The following is a 19,851-nucleotide window of genomic DNA, read 5'->3' on the forward strand; positions in this document are numbered from 1 at the left end:
CTTTCATGATCGAGATTAAACACCTGAAAACGCTACAAGCGTTGCGGAACTGCGGTTCTCTTGCGGCGGCAGCGGCCACGCTGCACCAGACTCAGTCTGCCCTTTCTCACCAGTTCAGCGATCTGGAACAACGCCTCGGCTTTCGTCTTTTTGTGCGTAAGAGCCAGCCTTTGCGCTTTACGCCGCAGGGCGAAATTTTGCTTCAGCTGGCGAACCAGGTGCTGCCGCAGATTGCCAGCGCGTTGCAGTCCTGCAACGAGCCGCAGCAGACCACCCTGCGCATCGCCATTGAGTGTCACAGCTGTATTCAGTGGCTGACCCCCGCGCTTGAGAACTTCCGCCAGAAGTGGCCGCAGGTGGAGATGGACTTCAAATCCGGCGTCACGTTTGATCCGCAGCCGTCGCTTCAGCAGGGTGAGCTGGATCTGGTGATGACCTCAGATATTCTGCCACGCAGCGGTCTGCACTATTCGCCAATGTTTGATTTTGAGGTGCGTCTGGTGCTGGCCCCGGACCATCCGCTGGCCGCCAAAACGCGTATCACGCCGGAAGATCTGGCAACGGAGACGCTGCTGATTTACCCGGTACAGCGCAGTCGTCTGGATATCTGGCGCCATTTCCTGCAACCCGCGGGCATCAGCCCACAGCTGAAAAGCGTGGATAACACGCTGCTGTTAATTCAGATGGTGGCGGCCAGAATGGGGATTGCGGCGCTGCCGCACTGGGTGGTCGAGACGGTTGAACGCCAGGGTCTGGTGGTTACCAAAACCCTGGGTGAAGGACTGTGGAGCCGGCTGTACGCCGCCGTGCGCGATGGCGAGCAACGTCAGCCAATTACGGAAGCGTTTATTCGCTCAGCGCGGAACCACGCGTGCGACCATCTTCCGTTTGTGCGGAGCGCGGAGCGACCCAGCGGCGATGTACCCACAGCGAAGCCAGGATCACCGTTCCCCCAATAAGGAAACTCGGCCAGTGCGGCTGCTCCTGCCAGATGGCGAGGTTCACCAGTAGCCCCGCCGGCACGTGCACGTTGTTCATGATCCCCAGCGTTCCGGCGTCTACCTGCGTAGCGCCGTAGTTCCACATAAAATAGCCCAGCCCCGACGCCACCACGCCCAGCCAGACCAGAACGCTCCACTGCACGGAGGTTGTCGGCAGCTTTTGCGGATTGCCGAGCATAAACCATGCCGCAATCGCGACAATCGCCGCGCCCATATAGAACCACGCAAACGCGTTATGCTGCGGCATCGGGCGGGTCTCCATCAGGCGTTTGTAACCCACCATCCCGATGGCAAAGCTGATATTAGCGAGCTGGACGAACATCAGCCCGGTCCAGAAGTGATCGCTTACCTTGTCATAGCGAATAATCGCCGCGCCAATGACTGCCAGCGCAGCGCTCAGCAGATATCCCCAGCGCAGGCGGCGCCTGCTGAGCAGGTCATAAATCAGCGTGATGTAGAGCGGCGTCAGCACGGTGAAGAGCAGAAATTCCGAGACGGACAGGTAAACGTAGGCCCGGAAGCTGAACAGGTACATGATGCCGAGCTGCATCGCGCCTACCAGCATGTACAGCAGAATAGTTTTTAGCGATTGCCCGCGGGTACGCAGGAACGGCAGGAACACCAGCGCCGCCAGCCCCACGCGCATCAGCACCGAAAAGTAGCTGTCGACCGATCCGGCAAGGTATTCGCCAATCAGACTAAAGGAGAAGGCCCACAGGATAGTCGTGATAATGAGTAGCGCCACAATGCTTGTCTCTCAGAAAGAAGGAGAGGCATTGTAGCGAACTCTTTAGTTGACATCTGAACAATAAACAATCAAATGAAGATTATTCAAGGAACAGTTTGCGCAAATACTTAGGTACCGCGTTGTCTGCGTTCGTGCCAATCACTTCCAGCTCCGGGTGCAGATCTTTCAGGCGCTGATGCGCGTTCTGCATGATGCAGCCTTTACCCGCCATGGAGAGCATCTCGGCATCGTTCATGCCATCGCCAAAGGCGATACAGTCTTTCAGATCAAAGCCCAGACGCTTCGCGACCGCTTCCAGCGCGTGACCTTTGGACACCCCGCCCGCCATCACTTCCAGACAGGTCAGCGTGGAGAAGCTCACGTTCACGCGGTCGCCCCAGCGGGCGTTGATCGCCTGCTCCAGCGGAAGCAGCGCTTCGTGACTTTCGCAGGTAAAGAACACCTTGCTGATCCCTTCAGGATCCAGCAAACCCGGCTCATACAGGGAGTAGTTGAAGACGGCTTCCTTGAAGAAACGCATTTCGTCCGGGCGATGACGGTTCATAAACCACTCGTCGTCGCGGTAAACGTTAGTCACGATATCCGGGTTGTTATGCACAATGCCGAACAAATCAGTGGCGATGTCACGATCGAGATTATGGGTAAAAATCAGGTTGCCGTCCGTGTCATGTACGCGCGCACCGTTAGAGGTGATCATGTACGACTTGATCTCCAGGTTATCGCGGATCTGCCCCACGTCCACGTGGTGGCGACCGGTGGCGAACACGAAGTTCACGCCACGGGCAGTCAGGAGTTTTAGGGTCTCTTTCGCATAAGGCGACAGGGTGTGGTCGGGGGAAAGCAGCGTGCCATCTAAATCAGATGCAACAACCTGGTACATAGGGATTTCAACCTCTGGTGGAAAACAATAATCAGTTATGCCTGTTGAAAAATTCAACAATGGCGTTGAGCGCGACTGAGCGCATAGCGTCCTTTTCAAAAAGGATCTCATGGTACGCACCGTTGATGACCAGCGGTTTACCCCCTTCACAGGGATGGCCCGCAGCGGCGCGAAGTTCACAATAGCGGTCATGCATGCGGTTATCCACCACACGCTCTTCTTCCGCCTGGATCAGGAGCGTCGGCGTGTCATCATCGCCTACGCCTGCCAGCACCTGTTCACCGGCATGAATACCTTCCCGCACCCAGTGCCAGGTGGGGCCGCCGACCCGCAGACGCGGTTCATCGGCATAAAAACGCAGGTTGCGCCGATAACGCTGCCGGCTGTGGGTTAACACGTTGATGGCAAACGGTAACGCCCGCCAGCGTCCTGTTCCGATGGCATAGCCTTCTCGAATGCGCTGATGGCCCTCAGCCCAGTCGAGAAGATGGCGCACCATCCAGTCAGGAAAACGTATCACAATGCCGTACATCGGCGCGGTCAGCGCAATGGCGTCGCACTGGTGCTTATGGCGCTGCAAAAACAACGTCGAGATCGCGCCCCCCATGGAGTGGGCAAGAATATAACGCTTGCGCCACGGTCCGGGCTGCACTTCCTGCTGCCAGAACGCGGCCAGATCGTCGACGTAATCGCTGAAGTTATCCACGTGGCCGCGATGGGTATCCGGTAACATCCGGCCGGAAAGCCCCTGCCCGCGATGGTCGATAATTAACACATCAAAGCCCAGATGGAACAGGTCATACGCCAGCTCGGCATATTTGATATAGCTTTCGATGCGCCCGGGGCAGACCACAATCACCCGGTCATTTTTTTCATCACGGAAACGAACGAAGCGTACCGGGATTTCCCCGACGCCCATAAACTCATCTTCCTCACGCTGGCGCCAGAAATCGGTCAGCGGCCCCATGGAGAAAGCAGCAAATGCGTTTTCTCGTGTTTCCCAGTCCTTTTTCTGCTGAAACATTGGGTTTCCACCCCCCGTAATTCAGGGAATATCGTTTTTTTCGTCACCGGTCACAAAATGACTCAACAATAGCGTATTGTGGCATAAAAACAGACGATCCGGGAGTTTCAAATGACCTTCGAGTGGTGGTTCGCCTACCTGCTGACATCCATCATCCTCAGCCTTTCACCTGGCTCGGGCGCAATCAACACCATGACCACCTCCATTAATCACGGCTATCGCGGCGCGGTGGCGTCAATCGCCGGTTTACAGACCGGGCTTGGCATTCATATTGTGCTGGTGGGGATTGGTCTGGGCACGCTGTTCTCCCGTTCGGTGCTGGCCTTCGAGGTGCTGAAATGGGCTGGCGCAGCGTATCTTATCTGGCTGGGTATTCAGCAGTGGCGCGCCGCAGGCTCGATTGATCTGCATACGCTCTCCCGGACGCAAACACGCGGCCACCTGTTTAAACGCGCGGTGTTCGTTAACCTGACCAACCCGAAAAGCATCGTGTTCCTCGCCGCCCTGTTCCCGCAGTTTATCGTGCCGCATCAGCCACAGGTGATGCAGTACGTGGTGCTGGGCGCAACCACCATTATTGTCGATATCATTGTGATGATTGGTTACGCGACGCTGGCGCAGCGAATTGCGGCGTGGATCAAAGGGCCTAAGCAGATGAAGGCCCTGAACAAAGTTTTTGGTTCGCTGTTTATGCTGGTTGGCGCGCTGCTTGCGTCAGCGCGTCATGCTTAGCGAGAAATGATGAGATGAATGCCGAAGCCGGCGAACAACGCGCCGGCGAAGCCGTCGATCCACTTCGCGATGCGCTGGTAGCCGCGACGCATCGCCGGTAAGGCAAACAGGCTTGCCACAACGGTAAACCAGGCGAACGTTTCCACAACGATCAGCAGGAAGATCCCCCAGCGCGCGCCCGCGCCGACGTTATCCCCCACAAACAGCGAGAATACCGAGCCGAAGTAAATAATTGCTTTCGGGTTCGCCAGGTTGGTCAGCAGCCCTTTCACAAAGCTACGGCCGCCCGTTGCCAGCTCAACCTTTGGCTCTTCCGGCTTGCTCTCTTCTTTCTTCAGCGCTCCGCGCAGCATCTGGTAGCCCATCCAGCACAGGTACAGACCGCCGCCAACCATAATGATGTTATGCAGCCACGCCATTTTCGCCAGGATCAGGTTCAGACCGAGCAGCGCAACCGCCGCCCAGACCATGACGCCCATGGTAATACCGAGCACACCCATCATCGCCTCTTTGCGGGAGCGGCTGACGGCCGTTTGCGACACGAAGAAAAAATCAGGGCCTGGGCTCATCAGCGCAACGATGTGCACTAACGCCACGGTGAGAAATAGCATTAACATAATTAGCTCGCGGGGAAATAATACAGTGAGTCACCATCCTGGCACTTTTTCGCCCGGCTGACTACTCCTCATCATCACCATCAGCGTGGGAACGGATGAGCGCCATAAACTCTTTACCGAAGCGCTCCAGCTTGCGCGTGCCGACGCCGTTGACGCTGAGCATCTCGCTGGCGCTGAGCGGCATTTGCTCGGCCATCTCGATCAGCGTCGCGTCGTTGAACACTACGTATGGCGGGATGTTCTCTTCATCGGCAATAGCTTTACGCAGCTTACGCAGCTTGGCGAACAGCTTGCGGTCGTAGTTACCGCCGTAGGATTTTTGCATCACGCGCGGCTTCAGGGCGACGACGCGCGGAACGGCGAGCTTCAGTTCAACCTCGCCACGCAGGACAGGTCGCGCCGCTTCGGTCAGCTGAAGCGCAGAATGCTGGGCAATATTTTGCGTGGCAAAGCCGAGGTGGATCAACTGGCGGATAATACTCACCCAGTGCTCATGGCTCTGGTCTTTCCCGATGCCGTAAACCGGCAGCTTGTCGTGACCCATATCGCGGATACGCTGGTTGTTAGCCCCGCGCAGCACTTCAACGACGTAGCCCATCCCAAAGCGCTGGTTCACGCGTCCGATAGTCGAGAGCGCTTTGCGCGCGTCCATCAGGCCATCGTACTGCTTCGGCGGGTCGAGGCAGATATCGCAGTTGCCGCACGGCGCCTGACGCCCTTCACCAAAGTAGTTGAGTAACACCAGACGGCGGCAGGTTTGCGCTTCGGCGAAGGCCCCCATCGCGTTAAGCTTGTGGCGTTCGATATCCTGCAACTGCCCCTGCGGTTTCTCTTCCAGACAGCGGCGCAGCCACGCCATATCCGCCGGGTCGTAAAACAGCATCGCTTCCGCAGGCAGACCATCACGCCCGGCGCGGCCGGTTTCCTGATAGTAGGATTCGATATTGCGCGGAATGTCGAAATGCACCACAAAGCGCACGTTGGGCTTGTTGATCCCCATCCCGAACGCCACCGTTGCGACCACGATTTGCAGGTCGTCGCGCTGGAATTTTTCCTGCACATCGGCGCGGATGTGGTTCTCTAACCCGGCATGGTATGCCGCCGCGCTAAAGCCGCGATTTTGCAGACGCGCAGCGGTGTCTTCCACCTTTGCGCGGCTGTTGCAGTAGATGATGCCGGACTTGCCGCGCTGCTCCTGCACGTAGCGCAGGAGCTGATCCAGCGGCTTGAACTTTTCCATCAGCATATAGCGGATGTTCGGGCGGTCGAAGCTGCTGACCTGAATATACGGGTCGTTCAGTCCCAGCAGGCGAACGATGTCCTGACGCGTGGTGTCGTCCGCCGTGGCGGTAAGCGCCATAAACGGCAGCTCGGGGAAGCGCTGACGAAGCTGGCCGAGGGCGGCGTATTCCGGGCGGAAATCGTGCCCCCACTGGGAGATACAGTGCGCTTCATCCACCGCCAGCAGCACCGGGTTCCAGTGCGCCAGGTGGTCGAGGAAGTTGTCCAGCATCAGGCGCTCTGGCGCGATATACAGCAGGCGAACCTGTCCGGTGCGGCACCCGGCCATCACCTCTTGCTGCTGCTCGCGAGTTTGCGTTGAGTTAAGACAGGCCGCCGCCACGCCGTTGGCGAGCAGCTGGTCGACCTGGTCTTTCATCAGGGAAATAAGGGGTGATACCACAACCGTCAGGCCATTAAGCACCAGCGCGGGCACCTGATAGCAGAGCGATTTACCGCCGCCGGTCGGCATGACCACCAGGCAATCGCGGCCTTCCAGCACGGTTTCAATGATGGTTTCCTGGCCAGGACGGAACTGCTGGTAGCCAAAGGTTTCATGCAAAACCTGTTTAGCCAGCGATTCCTGATTCAATACTTCCGCCTGCGCCACGTTAACCCCATATGCCAGAAATGAAACAGGCGCTATTTTCAGCGCCTGAGAGAGAAACTTCAACGTTTAACGCAAAAACATTCGAGCAGCTTAGAAAATATCGTTCAGCATGACGCCCACACCGACGCGGGTCTGGTTGAAGTTGTAGTCGATCAGCGATTCGCCGTAGCCGCTATACACCTGGGTATAGAGACGCACGTGTTTCGTTACCGGGTAGCTCAGGCCCAGCTCTGCACCGCCGTAGCCGGTATTCCAGTTGTACTGGCCTTTGGCGCTCAGCACCGCGTCACCCAGCTGATAGCCCACCTTAAGCTGATAGTATCCCATGTATTTGGTGATATCCGGGTTGTCATCGGTGCTGCCTACTACGTACCACGGCTTCACTTCCACCATGAAATTGCCGTTCTGCGCCATCAGACGCGTATAGATGCGGTTCCAGCTGCGTGAGGTTGGGTCGGAACGACCGTTGGAATCGTGGTTATAGCCCACCTCCACGTCTCGCAGCGTCCAGCCTGCAAACTCATAATCGGTGGCGAAACCGAGGAACAGCTGCGGTTCATAGTTGGTTTCGCGGAACGGTGATGACTCCCCGCTGTTGGAGAGTTGCCACCATGACTTCTGCGTGTAGGACGCGCCAAGTACCGAGTTCGGCCCCAGGATGCCGCGCCAGAACGGGAAGGCGAGGCTGAGCTGGAACTTCACCTCATCTTTACGCGCATTATCAGACCAGTTATAGGAGCTTATCGCCTCTTTGTTGAGATCGCTGGTCTGGGTGTAGATCACGTAGTTTGTGTCATACGGGTACAGCGTGAACGGATTGTCATGCTCCTGAAGCATATTGGCGATGATGCTGCCGTTAACGGCAGGTTTATCATGCACCTCTTTGATCGTCGCTTCCTGCGCATATGCTGTGAGGGGCAGCGCAACCGCCGCCAGTAACCAACCCAGATACGTCCGCATCGGTGGTGTTCTCCTGAAATGGTGACATTTAATGAATAGTTTTGTCCGGGCATTCTACAGACTTCTGCGATAACTTCCGCTTCCTCGTTTCTTAAAGTGGCATTCCTTTATCCTGAAGCATAAAATCAACATTTTGTTAACAACAAGGATGCCACGTCAGATGTCAGCCACACTCACCGCCGAAGAAACCTTAAAGCTCGTGGGCGAGATTTTTGTGTACCACATGCCGTTCAACCGTGCACTGGGTCTTGAGCTGGAGCGATACGAAAAAGACTTCGCTCAGCTGAGTTTCAATAATCAGCCAATGATGGTCGGTAACTGGGCGCAAAGCATTTTGCACGGCGGGGTAATTGCCTCCGCGCTGGACGTGGCGGCCGGTCTGGTGTGCGTGGGCAGCACGCTGACGCGCCACGACACCATCAACGAAGATGAGTTACGCCAGCGCCTGTCGCGCATGGGCACCATCGATTTACGCGTCGACTACCTGCGCCCAGGACGCGGAAACCGCTTCACCTGTACCAGCAGCCTGCTGCGCGCCGGGAATAAAGTTGCCGTCGCCCGCGTTGAGCTGCATAACGAGGAGCAGGTTTATATCGCCAGCGCAACCGCCACTTATATGGTGGGTTGAGACGGCAAATTCGGGTAAAATTACTTCACTTTTTTGTAACGGATTTTCCCGATGGATGCTAAACAGACGCGGCAGGGCGTTTTACTCGCCCTTGCCGCTTATTTTATTTGGGGTATAGCACCGGCGTACTTCAAACTTATTGCCTATGTTCCGGCGGACGAGATCCTCACTCACCGCGTCATCTGGTCGTTTTTCTTCATGATTGCGCTGATGAGTATCAGCCGTCAGTGGTCAGGCGTCAAAACGCTGCTGAAAACCCCGAAGAAGGTCTTCCTGCTCGCCCTCTCTGCGGTACTGATTGGCGGAAACTGGCTGCTGTTTATCTGGGCGGTGAATAACCATCACATGCTCGAAGCCAGCCTGGGCTACTTTATTAACCCGCTGGTCAATATTTTGCTGGGGATGATTTTCCTCGGCGAGCGCTTTCGCCGGATGCAGTGGGTGGCAGTGATTCTGGCCTTCTGCGGCGTGCTGGTACAGCTGTGGACCTTCGGCTCACTGCCGGTTATCGCCCTGGGGCTGGCGTTCAGCTTTGCCTTCTACGGCCTGGTGCGTAAAAAAATCGCCGTGGAAGCGCAGACGGGAATGCTGTTTGAAACCCTGTGGCTGCTGCCTGTCGCCGCGATCTACCTGTTCGGTATTGCCGACAGCGCCACCAGCCACATGGGCAGCAACCCATGGTCGCTGAACCTGATGCTGATAGCCGCGGGCGTGGTCACGACGATTCCCCTGCTGTGCTTCACCGGCGCGGCAACGCGTCTGCGCCTCTCCACGTTGGGCTTCTTCCAGTACATTGGCCCGACGCTGATGTTCCTGCTGGCGGTGGTGTTTTACGGCGAGGTGCCGGGTGCGGATAAGATGGTGACGTTCGCCTTTATCTGGGTGGCGCTGGCCATCTTTGTTGCGGATGCGATTTATACCCAGCGCAGGGTGCGCAAAGGGCTGTGATGTTGCCCTCACCCTAACCCTCTCCCACAGGGAGAGGGAATTCGATCGTAGGGCGGGTAAGCGCAGCGCCACCCGCCAGATTTTTACAGCCAGTTCTTCCGCTTAAAGTACAGATACGGCGCCAGCCCGGCGAGGATCATAAAGATAATCGCCCCCGGGTAGCCAAAGCTCCACTTCAGCTCCGGCATAAACTCGAAGTTCATCCCGTAGCTGGACGCCACCAGCGTCGGCGGCAGGAACACCACGGACACCACCGAGAAGATCTTGATGATGCGGTTCTGCTCGATGTTGATAAAGCCCATCGCCGCCTGCATCAGGAAGTTGACCTTCTGGAACAGGGATTCGTTGTGCGGCAGCAGGGATTCGATATCGCGTAAGATCTCACGCGCCTGCTCCAGCTGACCGCCCGGCAGACGCGCCTTGCGCACCAGGAAGTTCAGCGCGCGCTGGGTATCCATCAGACACAAACGCACCTTCCAGCCGATATCTTCCAGCTCAGCCAGCGTGGACAACGCTTCGTCGTACTCATCGCCCTGATGGCCTTCCATGATCACGCGGCTCAGCTTTTCCAGGTCGCTGTAGATGTTTTCGATTTCATCCGCCAGCTGTTCGATTTTGGTTTCGAACAGATCCAGCAGCAGCTCATAAGCGTTGCCGTCCATCATCGCCTGGCTGCGGGCGCGCATACGGTAGAGACGAAACGCAGGCAGTTCGCGCTCGCGCAGGGTGAACAGGCGGCCATCGCGGATGGTAAACGCCACGGTGGAGTTCCCCGCGTGGTCTTCGGCATCCTCGAAAAAGAAGAAGGAGTGAATGTGCAGGCCGTCTTCGTCTTCAAAAAAACGGGCGGATGCTTCGATGTCTTCCAGTTCCGGGCGTGTCGCCAGGCTTTGCCCCAGTTCAGATTGTACGCGAAGGCGCTCATCGTCGTCCGGCTCGACCAGATCCACCCATACGGCATCAATGAGGGGCTGTGACTCTTCGGCTTCAAGCCGAGTCAGTCGGTTATTTTCGAGTTGAAATGCGCTCAACATGACCGGGACTCCCAATGCAAAAAATATCGGACAGTTCGGTGGGCACACAGAAACAAATTGGGTTTCAGACCATTAAACAGCCTGACTCAGCGCGACGGGAATGATGCAGTCGCTGACAACCACTAAGGCCATCAGCAAGAGGAGATAGCCTTAGGAGTTGTTCCTGGATGACAGGGAATTGAGCCAGTATCTACTGGGTGTGTCCAAGGCGAATGTCCTCTTAGCGTAATCGTGCGCGCATGTTACGCCAGCAATAACTGTGGCGTCAACACGCAACGGAACGCTGAAGGGCATTAATTGACCTTCAACGTATAAGGCTAGCAGATTATTACAAAATAGTGATATTTTTCTGAAAGTTACACACTTTCCAGCTTGGCATAGGCTGCCACCAGCCATTTGATCCCCTGCCCCTGGAACGCTACCTGCAAACGGCTGTGCTCGCCGCTGCCTTCCAGGTTGACGATGGTGCCTTCGCCAAACTTCGAGTGGCGCACGCGCTGGCCCAGCTTGTAACCGGTGTCGGTTTCAGAGATCGGCGAGCCCATACGCTGATGGCTGACCGGACGGCTGATGCTGGCGCGCAGGCGCACCTCTTCCACACACTCTTCCGGCAGTTCGCCGATAAAGCGCGACGGACGGTGATACACCTCTTTCCCGTACAGGCGGCGGGTTTCCGCGTAGGTCAGAGTCAGTTTCTGCATCGCACGGGTCACGCCCACGTAGGCCAGACGACGCTCCTCTTCCAGACGCCCGCCTTCATCCAGCGACATCTGGCTCGGGAACATCCCCTCTTCCATCCCGACGATGAACACCTGCGGGAACTCCAGACCTTTCGCGGAGTGCAGGGTCATCAGCTGAACCGCATCCTGCCAGGTATCGGCCTGCCCTTCACCCGCCTCCAGCGCGGCGTGAGAGAGGAATGCCTGCAACGGCATCAGGTCTTCGTCTTCTTCGTTGTAGCTGAACTGGCGCGTTGCCGTCACCAGTTCCTCTAAGTTCTCAATACGGGTCTGGCCCTTCTCGCCTTTTTCCTGCTCGTACATGGTGCGCAAGCCGGAATCTTTAATCACCCGGTCGGTCTGGACGTGCAGCGGCATGTCGGCCGTTTCCTGCGCCAGCGCGTCGATTAACTCCAGGAAGCGCTGCAATGCGCTGGCGGCGCGCCCGGCAAGGGCTTTTTCCTGTAACAGCTCGCGGCACGCCTGCCACAACGTGAGCTGACGATCGCGCGAGGCCTGACGCACCACGTCCAGCGTACGATCGCCGATGCCGCGCGTCGGCGTGTTCACCACGCGCTCAAACGCCGCATCGTCGTTACGGTTGGCAATCAGACGCAAATACGAGAGCGCATCTTTGATCTCCTGACGTTCGAAGAAGCGCATACCGCCATAAATGCGGTACGGCATGCTCACCTGCAACAGCGCCTCTTCCAGCACGCGCGACTGGGCGTTGCTGCGATAGAGAATGGCACACTGCTCCAGCGCGCCGCCGTTCTCCTGCCAGGTTTTAATGCGGTTCACCACGAAGCGGGCTTCGTCGAGCTCGTTGAAGGCGCAGTAAATCGAAATCGGTTCGCCGTCTACGCCATCGGTCCACAGCTTTTTACCCAGGCGCCCGTTGTTGTTCTCAATCAGGGCGTTGGCCGCGCTCAGAATGTTGCTGGTAGAACGGTAGTTCTGCTCCAGACGGATGGTTTGCGCGCCGGGGAAATCGTTGAGGAAGCGCTGGATGTTCTCCACCTGCGCGCCGCGCCAGCCGTAGATAGACTGGTCGTCATCGCCTACGATCATCACCTTGCCGGTATCCCCGGCCAGCAGGCGGATCCAGGCGTACTGGATGTTGTTGGTATCCTGGAATTCGTCCACCAGGATGTTGGTAAAGCGTTCACGGTAGTGTTGCAGGATATGCGGTTTGTTCAGCCACAGCTCGTGGGCGCGCAGCAGCAGCTCGGCGAAATCCACCAGACCGGCGCGATCGCACGCTTCCTGATAGGCCTTGTAGACGTTCTGCCAGGTCTGCTCGACCGGATTACCGAAGCTCTGAATATGATGCGGACGCAGCCCTTCGTCTTTTTGACCGTTGATGTACCACATCGCCTGACGCGGCGGCCACTGCTTCTCGTCGAGATTCATCGCCTTGATCAGGCGTTTCAGCAGGCGCAGCTGATCTTCGCTGTCGAGGATCTGGAAATCCTGCGGCAGGTTAGCGTCCATATGGTGCGCGCGCAGCAGACGGTGCGCCAGGCCGTGGAAGGTGCCAACCCACATGCCGCCCTGGCTGGTGCCCATCAGCTGTGCGATACGGTGGCGCATCTCCGCCGCCGCCTTGTTGGTGAACGTCACGGCCATAATCGAGTACGGCGAACAGTTCTCCACGCTCTGTAGCCAGGCGATACGGTGAACCAGCACGCGCGTCTTACCACTGCCCGCTCCAGCCAGTACCAGCAGGTTTGTACGCGAGGCGGCAACCGCGTCACGCTGTTTATCATTAAGGCTGTCGAGCAGGTAAGAAACGTCCATTGGCACCGTCACGTCATGGCGGGCAGGCAAATGTTTCCATTCGCCAAAACCCTGTTAATTTATACAGAACAATTGATGATTATATCAGCGTCGTGAGGGATGCCAACCGTGAAATTTCCACGTGCGGCAGAAGACGGCTATCCGGCGTAGTCATCAGATCGGCATTTTCCGGCTTGATCCAGCAGGCCTGCATGCCGCAGCGGATCGCCCCGGCGACGTCCGTGGTCAGGTCGTCGCCCACGTGCAGGATCTCACCGAGCGGCAAATCCAGTTTTTCCGCTGCCAGATGATACATATCGTTGAACGGCTTCGAGCGTCCGTGCGGGCCCGCGCGCAGCACGAACTGAAAATAGTTCCCCAGACCAAACAGTTCAGGCTGAGCGTTGCCGTTGGTGATGGCCACCAGCGGCCACTTTTCGGCGAGCTTCGCCAGCGTGTCGTGGGTCTCCTGCGGCACGTCGATCCGACTGCGCCATTTGGCGAAGTTTTCCATGGCCGCTTCGGCACCCGTGGCCGCGTCCTGCGCGCTCAGGCCGGCATTGAGCATCGCCTGCTCAACCGCACGGCGGCGCCATTCGGTCACGTCATGATAAATTTCCGGCTCGGTTTCCCGCAGGGACTGACGCAGCTTCTGGAAATCTTTGTTCTGCATTGTTTTCAGCGCAGGATGGTAGTTCTGCACAAACGCCAGCGACTCCTGCTCGGTACGCAGGATCACCGGACGATTGTCGTAAAGGGTGTCATCAAGATCAAACGTCAGGGCTGAGATCTGACCAAGTGGGCGGTAAAAACGCATTATTTCCCCCGTTTGGCGCGTGGATGCGCCGCGTCATACACCGAGGCAAGGTGTTGGAAGTCTAAGTGGGTATAGATTTGGGTGGTCGACAGATTCGCGTGACCAAGCAGCTCCTGTACGCCGCGCAGGTCGCCGCTTGATTCCAGCATGTGCGTCGCAAAGGAGTGGCGCAGCTTGTGGGGGTGAACGTGGCTGTTCAGCCCCTGCTTAATGCCCCACTCCGCAAAGCGCTTCTGCACGTTACGCGCCGAGATCCGCTTGCCGAGTTTCGACAGGAACAGCGCATCTTCGTCGGCGCCAAACAGCCCGCGAAGGTCCAGCCAGTGCTCAATCCAGGAGACCGCATTGCGGCCGATCGGCAGGCGGCGCTCTTTGCTGCCCTTGCCCATCACCCACACCTCGCCGGATTCCAGATCGAGGTGCTTCAAGTCGAGGTTCACCAGCTCAGAGAGACGCAGGCCCGCGCCGTACATCACCTCCAGCATTGCGCGGTCGCGAACGGCCAGCGGATCGTTAAGATCGATATCCAGCAGGCGGTTTACGTCGTCGACGTCGATATTTTTCGGCAGATGACGCGGGGCTTTCGGCGTGGCGATCCCTTTTGCCGGGTTGGCTTTCAGACCGCCCTGACTGACCAGCCAGTCGAAGAAACTGCGCAGGGCAGAGAGCCGGAGCGCCAGGCTCGCCGGGCTGAGATTTTTTTTACGGCTACGCACGACGAACCCGCGTACCGTGGCGGCGTCACATTGTTGCCAGCTTTTCAGGCCGATTTCATCGGCAATCTGCATGATGGCATCAAGCTGACGCTGATAGTTGAGCAGCGTAATAGGGCTGAGCTGGCGTTCTACGCCCAGATAGCGCAGAAAGCGGATGACGTCAGTGGCGAGCAGTCCGTCCGTCATACGCGCTCAATCCAGCGCTCCAGCAACTCAGGCAACATCAGGGCGATCTCCTGCAACAGTTGCGTACCCTGCCCCTGTTCATAGTGATGCGCGTCGCGGCTGGTAAACAACATCACGCCCAGGTCACCATCGCGCCCCATCAGCGACATCGCCACCGAGCCGATAGCTTTGGCTTCCGGCAGCACCACCAGCAGTTCTGGCCCGTTGAGCGGCCCCAGATAATGGTGCTCATGGCCCAGACGCTGAATGCGCAGCGGCTCAAACGCCTGACGGCTCAGCGCCAGATGGGTAAACCCGGACGGCGCGCCAATGCGCCAGCGGTCAGGGAAGAGACGGATCGTCGCGCCTGCCAGCCCCAGCTCGCGCGCCCAGCGGTGGAAGCGGTTGAGGAACTCTTCGAGACTGTGTGCGGAAGCCAGACGCGCCTGAAGGTGTAGAAGACGGTAGAACAGGCTTTCGTTATTGCTGGCCTGCTCCATCAGCAGCGTCATGTTCTCTTCGAGCTGATTGATGTGGTTGCGCGAGCGCGCCATGTGCCATTCAACCAGCGACACGGTCTCGCGAACCGGATGCGGCACGCGCATCCGTTCGACGACGCGTGCATTGCGGATAAAAAACTCAGGATTGTGCAGCAGATAATCCACAACAGTGCTGTCGTCCAGCTCTGTTACAGGTTCCCGCAGTTCTTCCCCTGGTTGCTTCATAGATGGATAAACCCGTCATAAACATGTGTCGCCGGGCCAGTCATGTACAGTGGATGACCCGCTCCTTTCCAGGCGATATCAAGCCGACCGCCTGGTAATTCCACGCGAACCTCTTCTGCCAGTAACCCCTGTGAGATACCGACGGCCACCGCCGCACAGGCACCGCTTCCGCAGGCCTGGGTTTCGCCCGCGCCGCGCTCGTAAACCCGCAGGCGAATATGTTCACGCTTCACCACTTGCATGAAACCGATGTTCGCCCGCTCCGGGAAGCGCTCGTGGCTTTCCAGCACCGGGCCGAGCGTTTCAACCGCCGCGGTTTGCACATCATCCACCTGAATCACGCAGTGCGGGTTACCCATTGAGACGACGCCGCACAATACTGTCTGCTCGGCGGCACGCATGATATAGGTCTTTTCCGCTTTGTTGGCGCGAAACGGCACGGCAGAGGGTTCGAAGTTCGGCTCTCCCATGTTCACGCGCACCAGTTCGTCGTCGGTGACGCTGAGCACCATCCGGCCATTGGCGGTGCTGACGCGGATATCGCGCTTGTTGGTCAGCCCTTTCAGCCGAACAAAGCGGGCAAAACAGCGCGCGCCGTTGCCGCACTGGGAAACTTCGCTGCCGTCGGCGTTAAAAATGCGATAGTGAAAGTCCAGGTCAGGATCGTAAGGCGGCTCCACCACCAGCAGCTGGTCAAACCCCACGCCCACGTGTCGATCCGCCAGACGACGGATCAGTTCCGGGGAGAAAAAGACATTCTGCGTTACCGCGTCGACGACCATAAAGTCGTTGCCAAGGCCATGCATTTTAGAGAACTGCATCATTTGCTCCATTGCGCGGGTACAGAACGTAATTGTCAGAGATTGACCTGAGTCGGGCCGCCGTTATTGCCGCGATCGTTGGTATCCGGCGTAGATGACTCGATACCACTTTGCACCGGTTTTGTCGGCGGTGGTGCGTTTTTATCCTCTGGCGGGAAGTACAGTGGTCCCTTCAGTCCACAGCCGGTCAGGCTAAACAGAGTGACAAGAACGACAAGCGTTCGGAAGACGTTTTTCATGTAGAGGTTGCCCGTAAGTTCAAATCTGTTTCTATCATCGCAGGAGAAGACACAAAAGCAAGAGTTTGCCGCTTTCCTGCAACGGGAATTATTTAGCGTTATACTGCCGCCATCACGAAAAACAGGAATAAAACCATGAACGACAGTGAATTTCATCGCCTTGCCGATACCCTGTGGATGACCATCGAAGAGCGTATCGACGACTGGGACGGCGACAGCGATATCGATTGTGAAATCAACGGCGGGATCCTGACCTTAAGCTTCGAAAACGGCAGCAAGATTATTATTAACCGTCAGGAGCCGCTTCACCAGGTGTGGCTGGCGGCGAAACAGGGCGGCTATCACTTTGATCTGAAAGGTGACGAGTGGGTCTGCGACCGCAGCGGCGAAACGTTCTGGGATCTGCTGGAGCAGGCAGCGACCGCGCAGGCGGGTGAGGACGTGAGTTTCAGGTAGTTTTGTTGCCCGGTGGCGGCTACGCCTTACCGGGCCTACAGCGGCTCGAACCGTAGGCCGGGTAAGCGATAGCGCCACCCGGCGAAAAGCCTCAGGAAAAATACTGCTGCAACAGCGGCGCAGTTTCCTGGTTAGCGGGCGCCGCAGGGGTAATCGCCTGCGTACGGAACGGGATCACCTGCGCTCGCCCATCCACATTCACAATCTGGTAGAACTGCGGCAGGTTGAAGTTGATAAAACTTGAGCCGTAGGTAAAGCGATCGTGCGAAGACGAATAGAAGCGGCTGACGTCGCGCACCAGCTCCTCTTTGCTGCCTTCACAGTGGTGATACACCTCGGCACGGTTGGTTTCATCCAGAATGTAGATGTTAAACCCGGCATTATCGCCCGACTCTTCGAAGAAGAACTGAATAATCCCTTCACTCGCAAAGCCATCCACCACCTGCGGCAGCTTAACGTGATTGGTTTCCACCTGAACCGACAGGCCATGCAGTTTGTTGTGTGAAATCGCGCCGTAGAATTCAATGGCGTTCTCCAGCTTCTGCACCGACACGTTCAGGCGCTCAAAGAACAGGCCCCAGGTCTGGCCGGAGACGCGCAGCGCTTTAAAGCGCCCGGTTTCCTGACGGGTGCTGGAGAGACGCAGTTCGATGCACTCAGACACCAGCTGCTGCACGCGGGTACGAATCAGGCCGCGCAGGTGCTGGCTGTAGCAGAACACCTCCACGCTGTCCGGGGGTGCGGCATCCTGGTGCATCTTGCCGAGGATCGTTTTCAGCGCCTCGATCATCGCCTGCTCGCCGTTAAAGTGTAAGGTACGCACTTCGTTCCACGAGTTGCGGTACAGCAGATCCACGCTACCCACCAGGCAGTTTTGCTGCTCGCCGAAGCTAAAGACGTCCAGCTTGCGGAAGTCAAAGTGAACCACCTGATTGCGGAAGGCCGCCGTCGGGTCGTATTCCAGGTTGACGATGATCGCCAGATGGCGGATCTCACACGGGCTGTAGAGCGCCTTTGGCGTCGGCGCAGGCAGACGCAGTGGGAAGTGGTGCGAGACATCCGCCACCATCTCCTGCAACTTGGCTAAATCGACCACCTCGTTACCCTTGATAAACAACCGGGTGCGTGAGGTGAGAAGGCCGTTAAACCAGGCCCAGGCCACCAGCTTGTTCAGATAGCGGTTATATTCCAGCGGCTGATGGCTGATGATCGAATCCATGCTTGGCGCACGGTTGTACAGATACCACCCGGTGCGGTTTGCGCGGCCCGGCGGCACGTAGATAAAGGTCAGATTCGGCTCAGACAGGTCAGGCGAAATCTGTGGGTTAACCAGCGTAACCTTGCCCGGCAACGCTTCAAACGCGGCGTACAGTTTACGGGTCAGCACCCCGATATCCTGTGGGCTGGCAGAAACGCTAAGGTTGTTACGGCGGGCAAAGCGGATCAGGTTGCGGTAGCTCTGCATCATCGCATCAAGCAGCTCGTTGTGCGCCTCGCGCACCTGATCGATCTTCCAGTTGGCGCGGTTGTCCAGCATGGCGAGACGCGCATCGTCCCATCCCCACTCTTTGACTAACTGGCTGACGACTTCACGACGCCAGCCCACGCAGGCGCGTTCGCGGCTCAGTTTTTCACAAACTTTGAGATAGAAACATCGACGCACCAGGTCAAGACGCGTGGCGTCCTCAATGGCTGTCAGGTATTCGGTGACGCGTTCCAGCATCATGCAGTAGGCATCAAGCCCGTAGGAGACGATCTCCCCGTCGTGCAGACGCTGTTTAATATCTTTCGCCAGCAGGCGCGGCGTGGGGTATTCCCAGGAGTAAGCTTCCAGCAGCAGGGTTTTCAGCACCGCTTTGTACGGTGAATCAATGCTCTTATAAAGCTGCCAGAGGCTTGCGCCAAAGTACTCTTCGGCGGACAGGGAGCTCAGGCCGCCCAGATCCAGCCACTCGTTTGGCGTCAGAACGCCCTGCGAGTAAAGCGACATGACGTAGTCGTCATAATTCTCTTCTTCATCGCACGGCACCATATTCCACAGAATACGTTTCCCGGCCAGGCGAACGGCAGTACGGTAAAACTCATCCAGCAACAGGATGTGCTGAGTCGAGCCGCAGTCTTCACCACCCAGACTGCCGCTTTCGTTATGGCGGAAACGGTTTTCATCAATCAGGAAGAAGCTCACTTCCACGCCGAGCGACGCCGCCCAGCTCTCCAGCAGGCTGCATTTACGCTGCAACAGCTGGCGCTCTTCATTGTCGAGCCAGGACTGATGGCAGACCCAGATATCCAGGTCAGAAGAGCAGCTTTGCCCAACCGATGATGTGCTGCCCATGGAGTAAACCCCGGTAATCGGCAGCTCGCCTTTCGGCGAATCCTGCGGCGGCATACCACGGTAGAGTTCAAGTTCAGTCAGGTAATGCTGTTGGGTTTCATCAGGCGTGAAGAGGCAAATGCCCTGGGGAACGTTACCATCGAGGTAACCCGGCATTAGCGGATGGTGATAGTGCAACAATGTCGGCAGAAGACTGTATACCTGCTGGAAAGCAGGGCCCATGGCAGCAAGCGCGCGATCCACGCGCAATTGATTGATGGCATCCAGTCTCTGTTTCAGAGTCTCAATATAGAGGTACAAGACGTATCGCCTGATGTTTCCGGGTGTCGCATGCCAGTCAGAACAGAAAAAGCAGCGGACCCGCAGTATTTCAAAAAATAACCGTTACCCTTTTTTCGCCTTTTGCTTTTCTGGTGGTACAGACGAAAAAATGGTCTAAAACGTGATCAATTTAACACCTTGCCGGTTGACCGTAAAGAAAGATGCGCTACATACAAGTGTAGCACCGTTCTGTACGTGTAAATTCCTGAATACGGCGATGGCTGACGAATACGCCGCCCTGTCCCTCTCACTCTTCATCAACCGTAAAACTGCCATCCGAGTGTCAACAATGTTA

The 19,851-nt window shown here is 57.2% G+C and carries 20 protein-coding genes; 5 read left to right on the plus strand and 15 right to left on the minus strand.

Annotation, left to right across the window (positions count from 1 at the left end; translation table 11 throughout):
• Nucleotides 1-5 precede the first annotated feature (5 nt).
• Nucleotides 6-959 (plus strand): HTH-type transcriptional regulator MetR, encoded by a 954-nt coding sequence (gene metR / locus ACOTZD_RS15180; protein WP_015570000.1) that lies wholly within the window; start codon nucleotides 6-8, stop codon nucleotides 957-959.
• Here the strand turns inward: metR and ACOTZD_RS15185 are convergent.
• The 3 genes from ACOTZD_RS15185 to pldB all read right to left on the minus strand — a co-directional run bounded on the left by ACOTZD_RS15185 (nucleotide 847) and on the right by pldB (nucleotide 3,653).
• Nucleotides 847-1,746 carry a carboxylate/amino acid/amine transporter gene (locus ACOTZD_RS15185; protein WP_045342698.1) on the minus strand — a complete coding sequence of 300 codons (900 nt, stop codon included), beginning with the start codon at nucleotides 1,744-1,746 and terminating at the stop codon, nucleotides 847-849. The genes metR and ACOTZD_RS15185 overlap by 113 nt on opposite strands.
• An 82-nt stretch (nucleotides 1,747-1,828) precedes the next feature.
• Complete coding sequence (gene yigL / locus ACOTZD_RS15190) at nucleotides 1,829-2,629, minus strand: sugar/pyridoxal phosphate phosphatase YigL (RefSeq protein WP_023299050.1); 801 nt, start codon at nucleotides 2,627-2,629, stop codon at nucleotides 1,829-1,831.
• A gap of 31 nt (nucleotides 2,630-2,660) precedes the next feature.
• Nucleotides 2,661-3,653, minus strand: a complete 993-nt coding sequence (gene pldB / locus ACOTZD_RS15195) for a lysophospholipase L2 (protein ID WP_015570002.1) — start codon at nucleotides 3,651-3,653, stop codon at nucleotides 2,661-2,663.
• 111 nt (nucleotides 3,654-3,764) lie between these two features.
• Here pldB and rhtB point away from each other — a divergent pair, with 111 nt between their 5' ends.
• The gene (gene rhtB, locus ACOTZD_RS15200) at nucleotides 3,765-4,385 is read left to right on the plus strand and encodes a homoserine/homoserine lactone efflux protein (protein WP_003860798.1); all 621 of its coding nucleotides are present in this window, start codon (nucleotides 3,765-3,767) and stop codon (nucleotides 4,383-4,385) included.
• Here the strand turns inward: rhtB and rhtC are convergent.
• The 3 genes from rhtC to pldA all read right to left on the minus strand — a co-directional run bounded on the left by rhtC (nucleotide 4,382) and on the right by pldA (nucleotide 7,853).
• The gene (gene rhtC, locus ACOTZD_RS15205; protein WP_022650176.1) at nucleotides 4,382-5,002 is read right to left on the minus strand and encodes a threonine export protein RhtC; all 621 of its coding nucleotides are present in this window, start codon (nucleotides 5,000-5,002) and stop codon (nucleotides 4,382-4,384) included. The genes rhtB and rhtC overlap by 4 nt on opposite strands.
• A 61-nt stretch (nucleotides 5,003-5,063) precedes the next feature.
• A complete protein-coding gene (gene recQ / locus ACOTZD_RS15210; protein ID WP_003860800.1) occupies nucleotides 5,064-6,893 on the minus strand; it encodes an ATP-dependent DNA helicase RecQ in 1,830 nt (609 codons plus the stop codon).
• Between the two features lie 90 nt (nucleotides 6,894-6,983).
• Nucleotides 6,984-7,853 (minus strand): phospholipase A, encoded by an 870-nt coding sequence (gene pldA / locus ACOTZD_RS15215; protein WP_058663483.1) that lies wholly within the window; start codon nucleotides 7,851-7,853, stop codon nucleotides 6,984-6,986.
• A 160-nt stretch (nucleotides 7,854-8,013) separates the two neighbouring features.
• Between pldA and yigI the strand changes: the two genes are divergently transcribed.
• Both yigI and rarD read left to right on the plus strand, forming a co-directional pair.
• A complete protein-coding gene (gene yigI, locus ACOTZD_RS15220) occupies nucleotides 8,014-8,481 on the plus strand; it encodes an acyl-CoA thioesterase YigI (RefSeq protein WP_006812366.1) in 468 nt (155 codons plus the stop codon).
• A 51-nt stretch (nucleotides 8,482-8,532) separates the two neighbouring features.
• Nucleotides 8,533-9,429 (plus strand): EamA family transporter RarD, encoded by an 897-nt coding sequence (gene rarD / locus ACOTZD_RS15225; protein ID WP_023315187.1) that lies wholly within the window; start codon nucleotides 8,533-8,535, stop codon nucleotides 9,427-9,429.
• An 83-nt stretch (nucleotides 9,430-9,512) separates the two neighbouring features.
• Here the strand turns inward: rarD and corA are convergent, their stop codons facing one another.
• The 8 genes from corA to lptM all read right to left on the minus strand — a co-directional run bounded on the left by corA (nucleotide 9,513) and on the right by lptM (nucleotide 16,444).
• A complete protein-coding gene (gene corA, locus ACOTZD_RS15230; protein WP_003860807.1) occupies nucleotides 9,513-10,463 on the minus strand; it encodes a magnesium/cobalt transporter CorA in 951 nt (316 codons plus the stop codon).
• Nucleotides 10,464-10,613: 150 nt separating this feature from the next.
• Entirely contained in the window at nucleotides 10,614-10,670 is a 57-nt protein-coding gene (gene ysgD, locus ACOTZD_RS15235) for a YsgD/CorL family protein (RefSeq protein ID WP_212743980.1), read from the minus strand.
• 149 nt (nucleotides 10,671-10,819) lie between these two features.
• The gene (gene uvrD / locus ACOTZD_RS15240) at nucleotides 10,820-12,982 is read right to left on the minus strand and encodes a DNA helicase II (RefSeq protein WP_017383586.1); all 2,163 of its coding nucleotides are present in this window, start codon (nucleotides 12,980-12,982) and stop codon (nucleotides 10,820-10,822) included.
• A gap of 79 nt (nucleotides 12,983-13,061) precedes the next feature.
• Complete coding sequence (gene yigB / locus ACOTZD_RS15245; RefSeq protein WP_003860811.1) at nucleotides 13,062-13,778, minus strand: 5-amino-6-(5-phospho-D-ribitylamino)uracil phosphatase YigB; 717 nt, start codon at nucleotides 13,776-13,778, stop codon at nucleotides 13,062-13,064.
• Complete coding sequence (gene xerC, locus ACOTZD_RS15250) at nucleotides 13,778-14,680, minus strand: tyrosine recombinase XerC (RefSeq protein WP_023315186.1); 903 nt, start codon at nucleotides 14,678-14,680, stop codon at nucleotides 13,778-13,780. Before xerC ends, yigB begins: the two co-directional genes overlap by 1 nt.
• Complete coding sequence (locus tag ACOTZD_RS15255) at nucleotides 14,677-15,384, minus strand: DUF484 domain-containing protein (protein ID WP_003860814.1); 708 nt, start codon at nucleotides 15,382-15,384, stop codon at nucleotides 14,677-14,679. The genes xerC and ACOTZD_RS15255 overlap by 4 nt, the downstream gene beginning before the upstream one ends.
• Nucleotides 15,381-16,205 (minus strand): diaminopimelate epimerase, encoded by an 825-nt coding sequence (dapF, locus tag ACOTZD_RS15260; protein WP_022646661.1) that lies wholly within the window; start codon nucleotides 16,203-16,205, stop codon nucleotides 15,381-15,383. Before dapF ends, ACOTZD_RS15255 begins: the two co-directional genes overlap by 4 nt.
• Nucleotides 16,206-16,240: 35 nt before the next feature.
• Nucleotides 16,241-16,444, minus strand: coding sequence for an LPS translocon maturation chaperone LptM (lptM, locus tag ACOTZD_RS15265; protein WP_003860815.1), 204 nt, complete (start codon nucleotides 16,442-16,444; stop codon nucleotides 16,241-16,243).
• Between the two features lie 135 nt (nucleotides 16,445-16,579).
• Here lptM and cyaY point away from each other — a divergent pair, with 135 nt between their 5' ends.
• Nucleotides 16,580-16,900 (plus strand): iron donor protein CyaY, encoded by a 321-nt coding sequence (gene cyaY / locus ACOTZD_RS15270; protein ID WP_003860816.1) that lies wholly within the window; start codon nucleotides 16,580-16,582, stop codon nucleotides 16,898-16,900.
• 91 nt (nucleotides 16,901-16,991) lie between these two features.
• On the opposite strand, the gene cyaA is transcribed toward cyaY, so the two are convergent.
• The gene (cyaA, locus tag ACOTZD_RS15275; protein ID WP_045350340.1) at nucleotides 16,992-19,535 is read right to left on the minus strand and encodes a class I adenylate cyclase; all 2,544 of its coding nucleotides are present in this window, start codon (nucleotides 19,533-19,535) and stop codon (nucleotides 16,992-16,994) included.
• Nucleotides 19,536-19,851: the final 316 nt, after the last annotated feature.

Origin of the sequence: Enterobacter cloacae complex sp. SHL022 (genome assembly GCF_049237785.1) — a bacterium.
Classification (GTDB): domain Bacteria; phylum Pseudomonadota; class Gammaproteobacteria; order Enterobacterales; family Enterobacteriaceae; genus Enterobacter; species Enterobacter hormaechei_C.

Coding starts and splice junctions, on each gene's coding strand:
- dapF (WP_022646661.1), bottom strand. CDS start 16,205: ATGCAGTTCTCTAAAATGCATGGCCTTGGCAACGACTTTATGGTCGTC.
- ACOTZD_RS15255 (WP_003860814.1), bottom strand. CDS start 15,384: ATGAAGCAACCAGGGGAAGAACTGCGGGAACCTGTAACAGAGCTGGAC.
- rarD (WP_023315187.1), top strand. CDS start 8,533: ATGGATGCTAAACAGACGCGGCAGGGCGTTTTACTCGCCCTTGCCGCT.
- cyaY (WP_003860816.1), top strand. CDS start 16,580: ATGAACGACAGTGAATTTCATCGCCTTGCCGATACCCTGTGGATGACC.
- corA (WP_003860807.1), bottom strand. CDS start 10,463: ATGTTGAGCGCATTTCAACTCGAAAATAACCGACTGACTCGGCTTGAA.
- rhtB (WP_003860798.1), top strand. CDS start 3,765: ATGACCTTCGAGTGGTGGTTCGCCTACCTGCTGACATCCATCATCCTC.
- yigL (WP_023299050.1), bottom strand. CDS start 2,629: ATGTACCAGGTTGTTGCATCTGATTTAGATGGCACGCTGCTTTCCCCC.
- metR (WP_015570000.1), top strand. CDS start 6: ATGATCGAGATTAAACACCTGAAAACGCTACAAGCGTTGCGGAACTGC.
- uvrD (WP_017383586.1), bottom strand. CDS start 12,982: ATGGACGTTTCTTACCTGCTCGACAGCCTTAATGATAAACAGCGTGAC.
- yigB (WP_003860811.1), bottom strand. CDS start 13,778: ATGCGTTTTTACCGCCCACTTGGTCAGATCTCAGCCCTGACGTTTGAT.
- lptM (WP_003860815.1), bottom strand. CDS start 16,444: ATGAAAAACGTCTTCCGAACGCTTGTCGTTCTTGTCACTCTGTTTAGC.
- xerC (WP_023315186.1), bottom strand. CDS start 14,680: ATGACGGACGGACTGCTCGCCACTGACGTCATCCGCTTTCTGCGCTAT.
- pldA (WP_058663483.1), bottom strand. CDS start 7,853: ATGCGGACGTATCTGGGTTGGTTACTGGCGGCGGTTGCGCTGCCCCTC.
- rhtC (WP_022650176.1), bottom strand. CDS start 5,002: ATGTTAATGCTATTTCTCACCGTGGCGTTAGTGCACATCGTTGCGCTG.
- pldB (WP_015570002.1), bottom strand. CDS start 3,653: ATGTTTCAGCAGAAAAAGGACTGGGAAACACGAGAAAACGCATTTGCT.
- yigI (WP_006812366.1), top strand. CDS start 8,014: ATGTCAGCCACACTCACCGCCGAAGAAACCTTAAAGCTCGTGGGCGAG.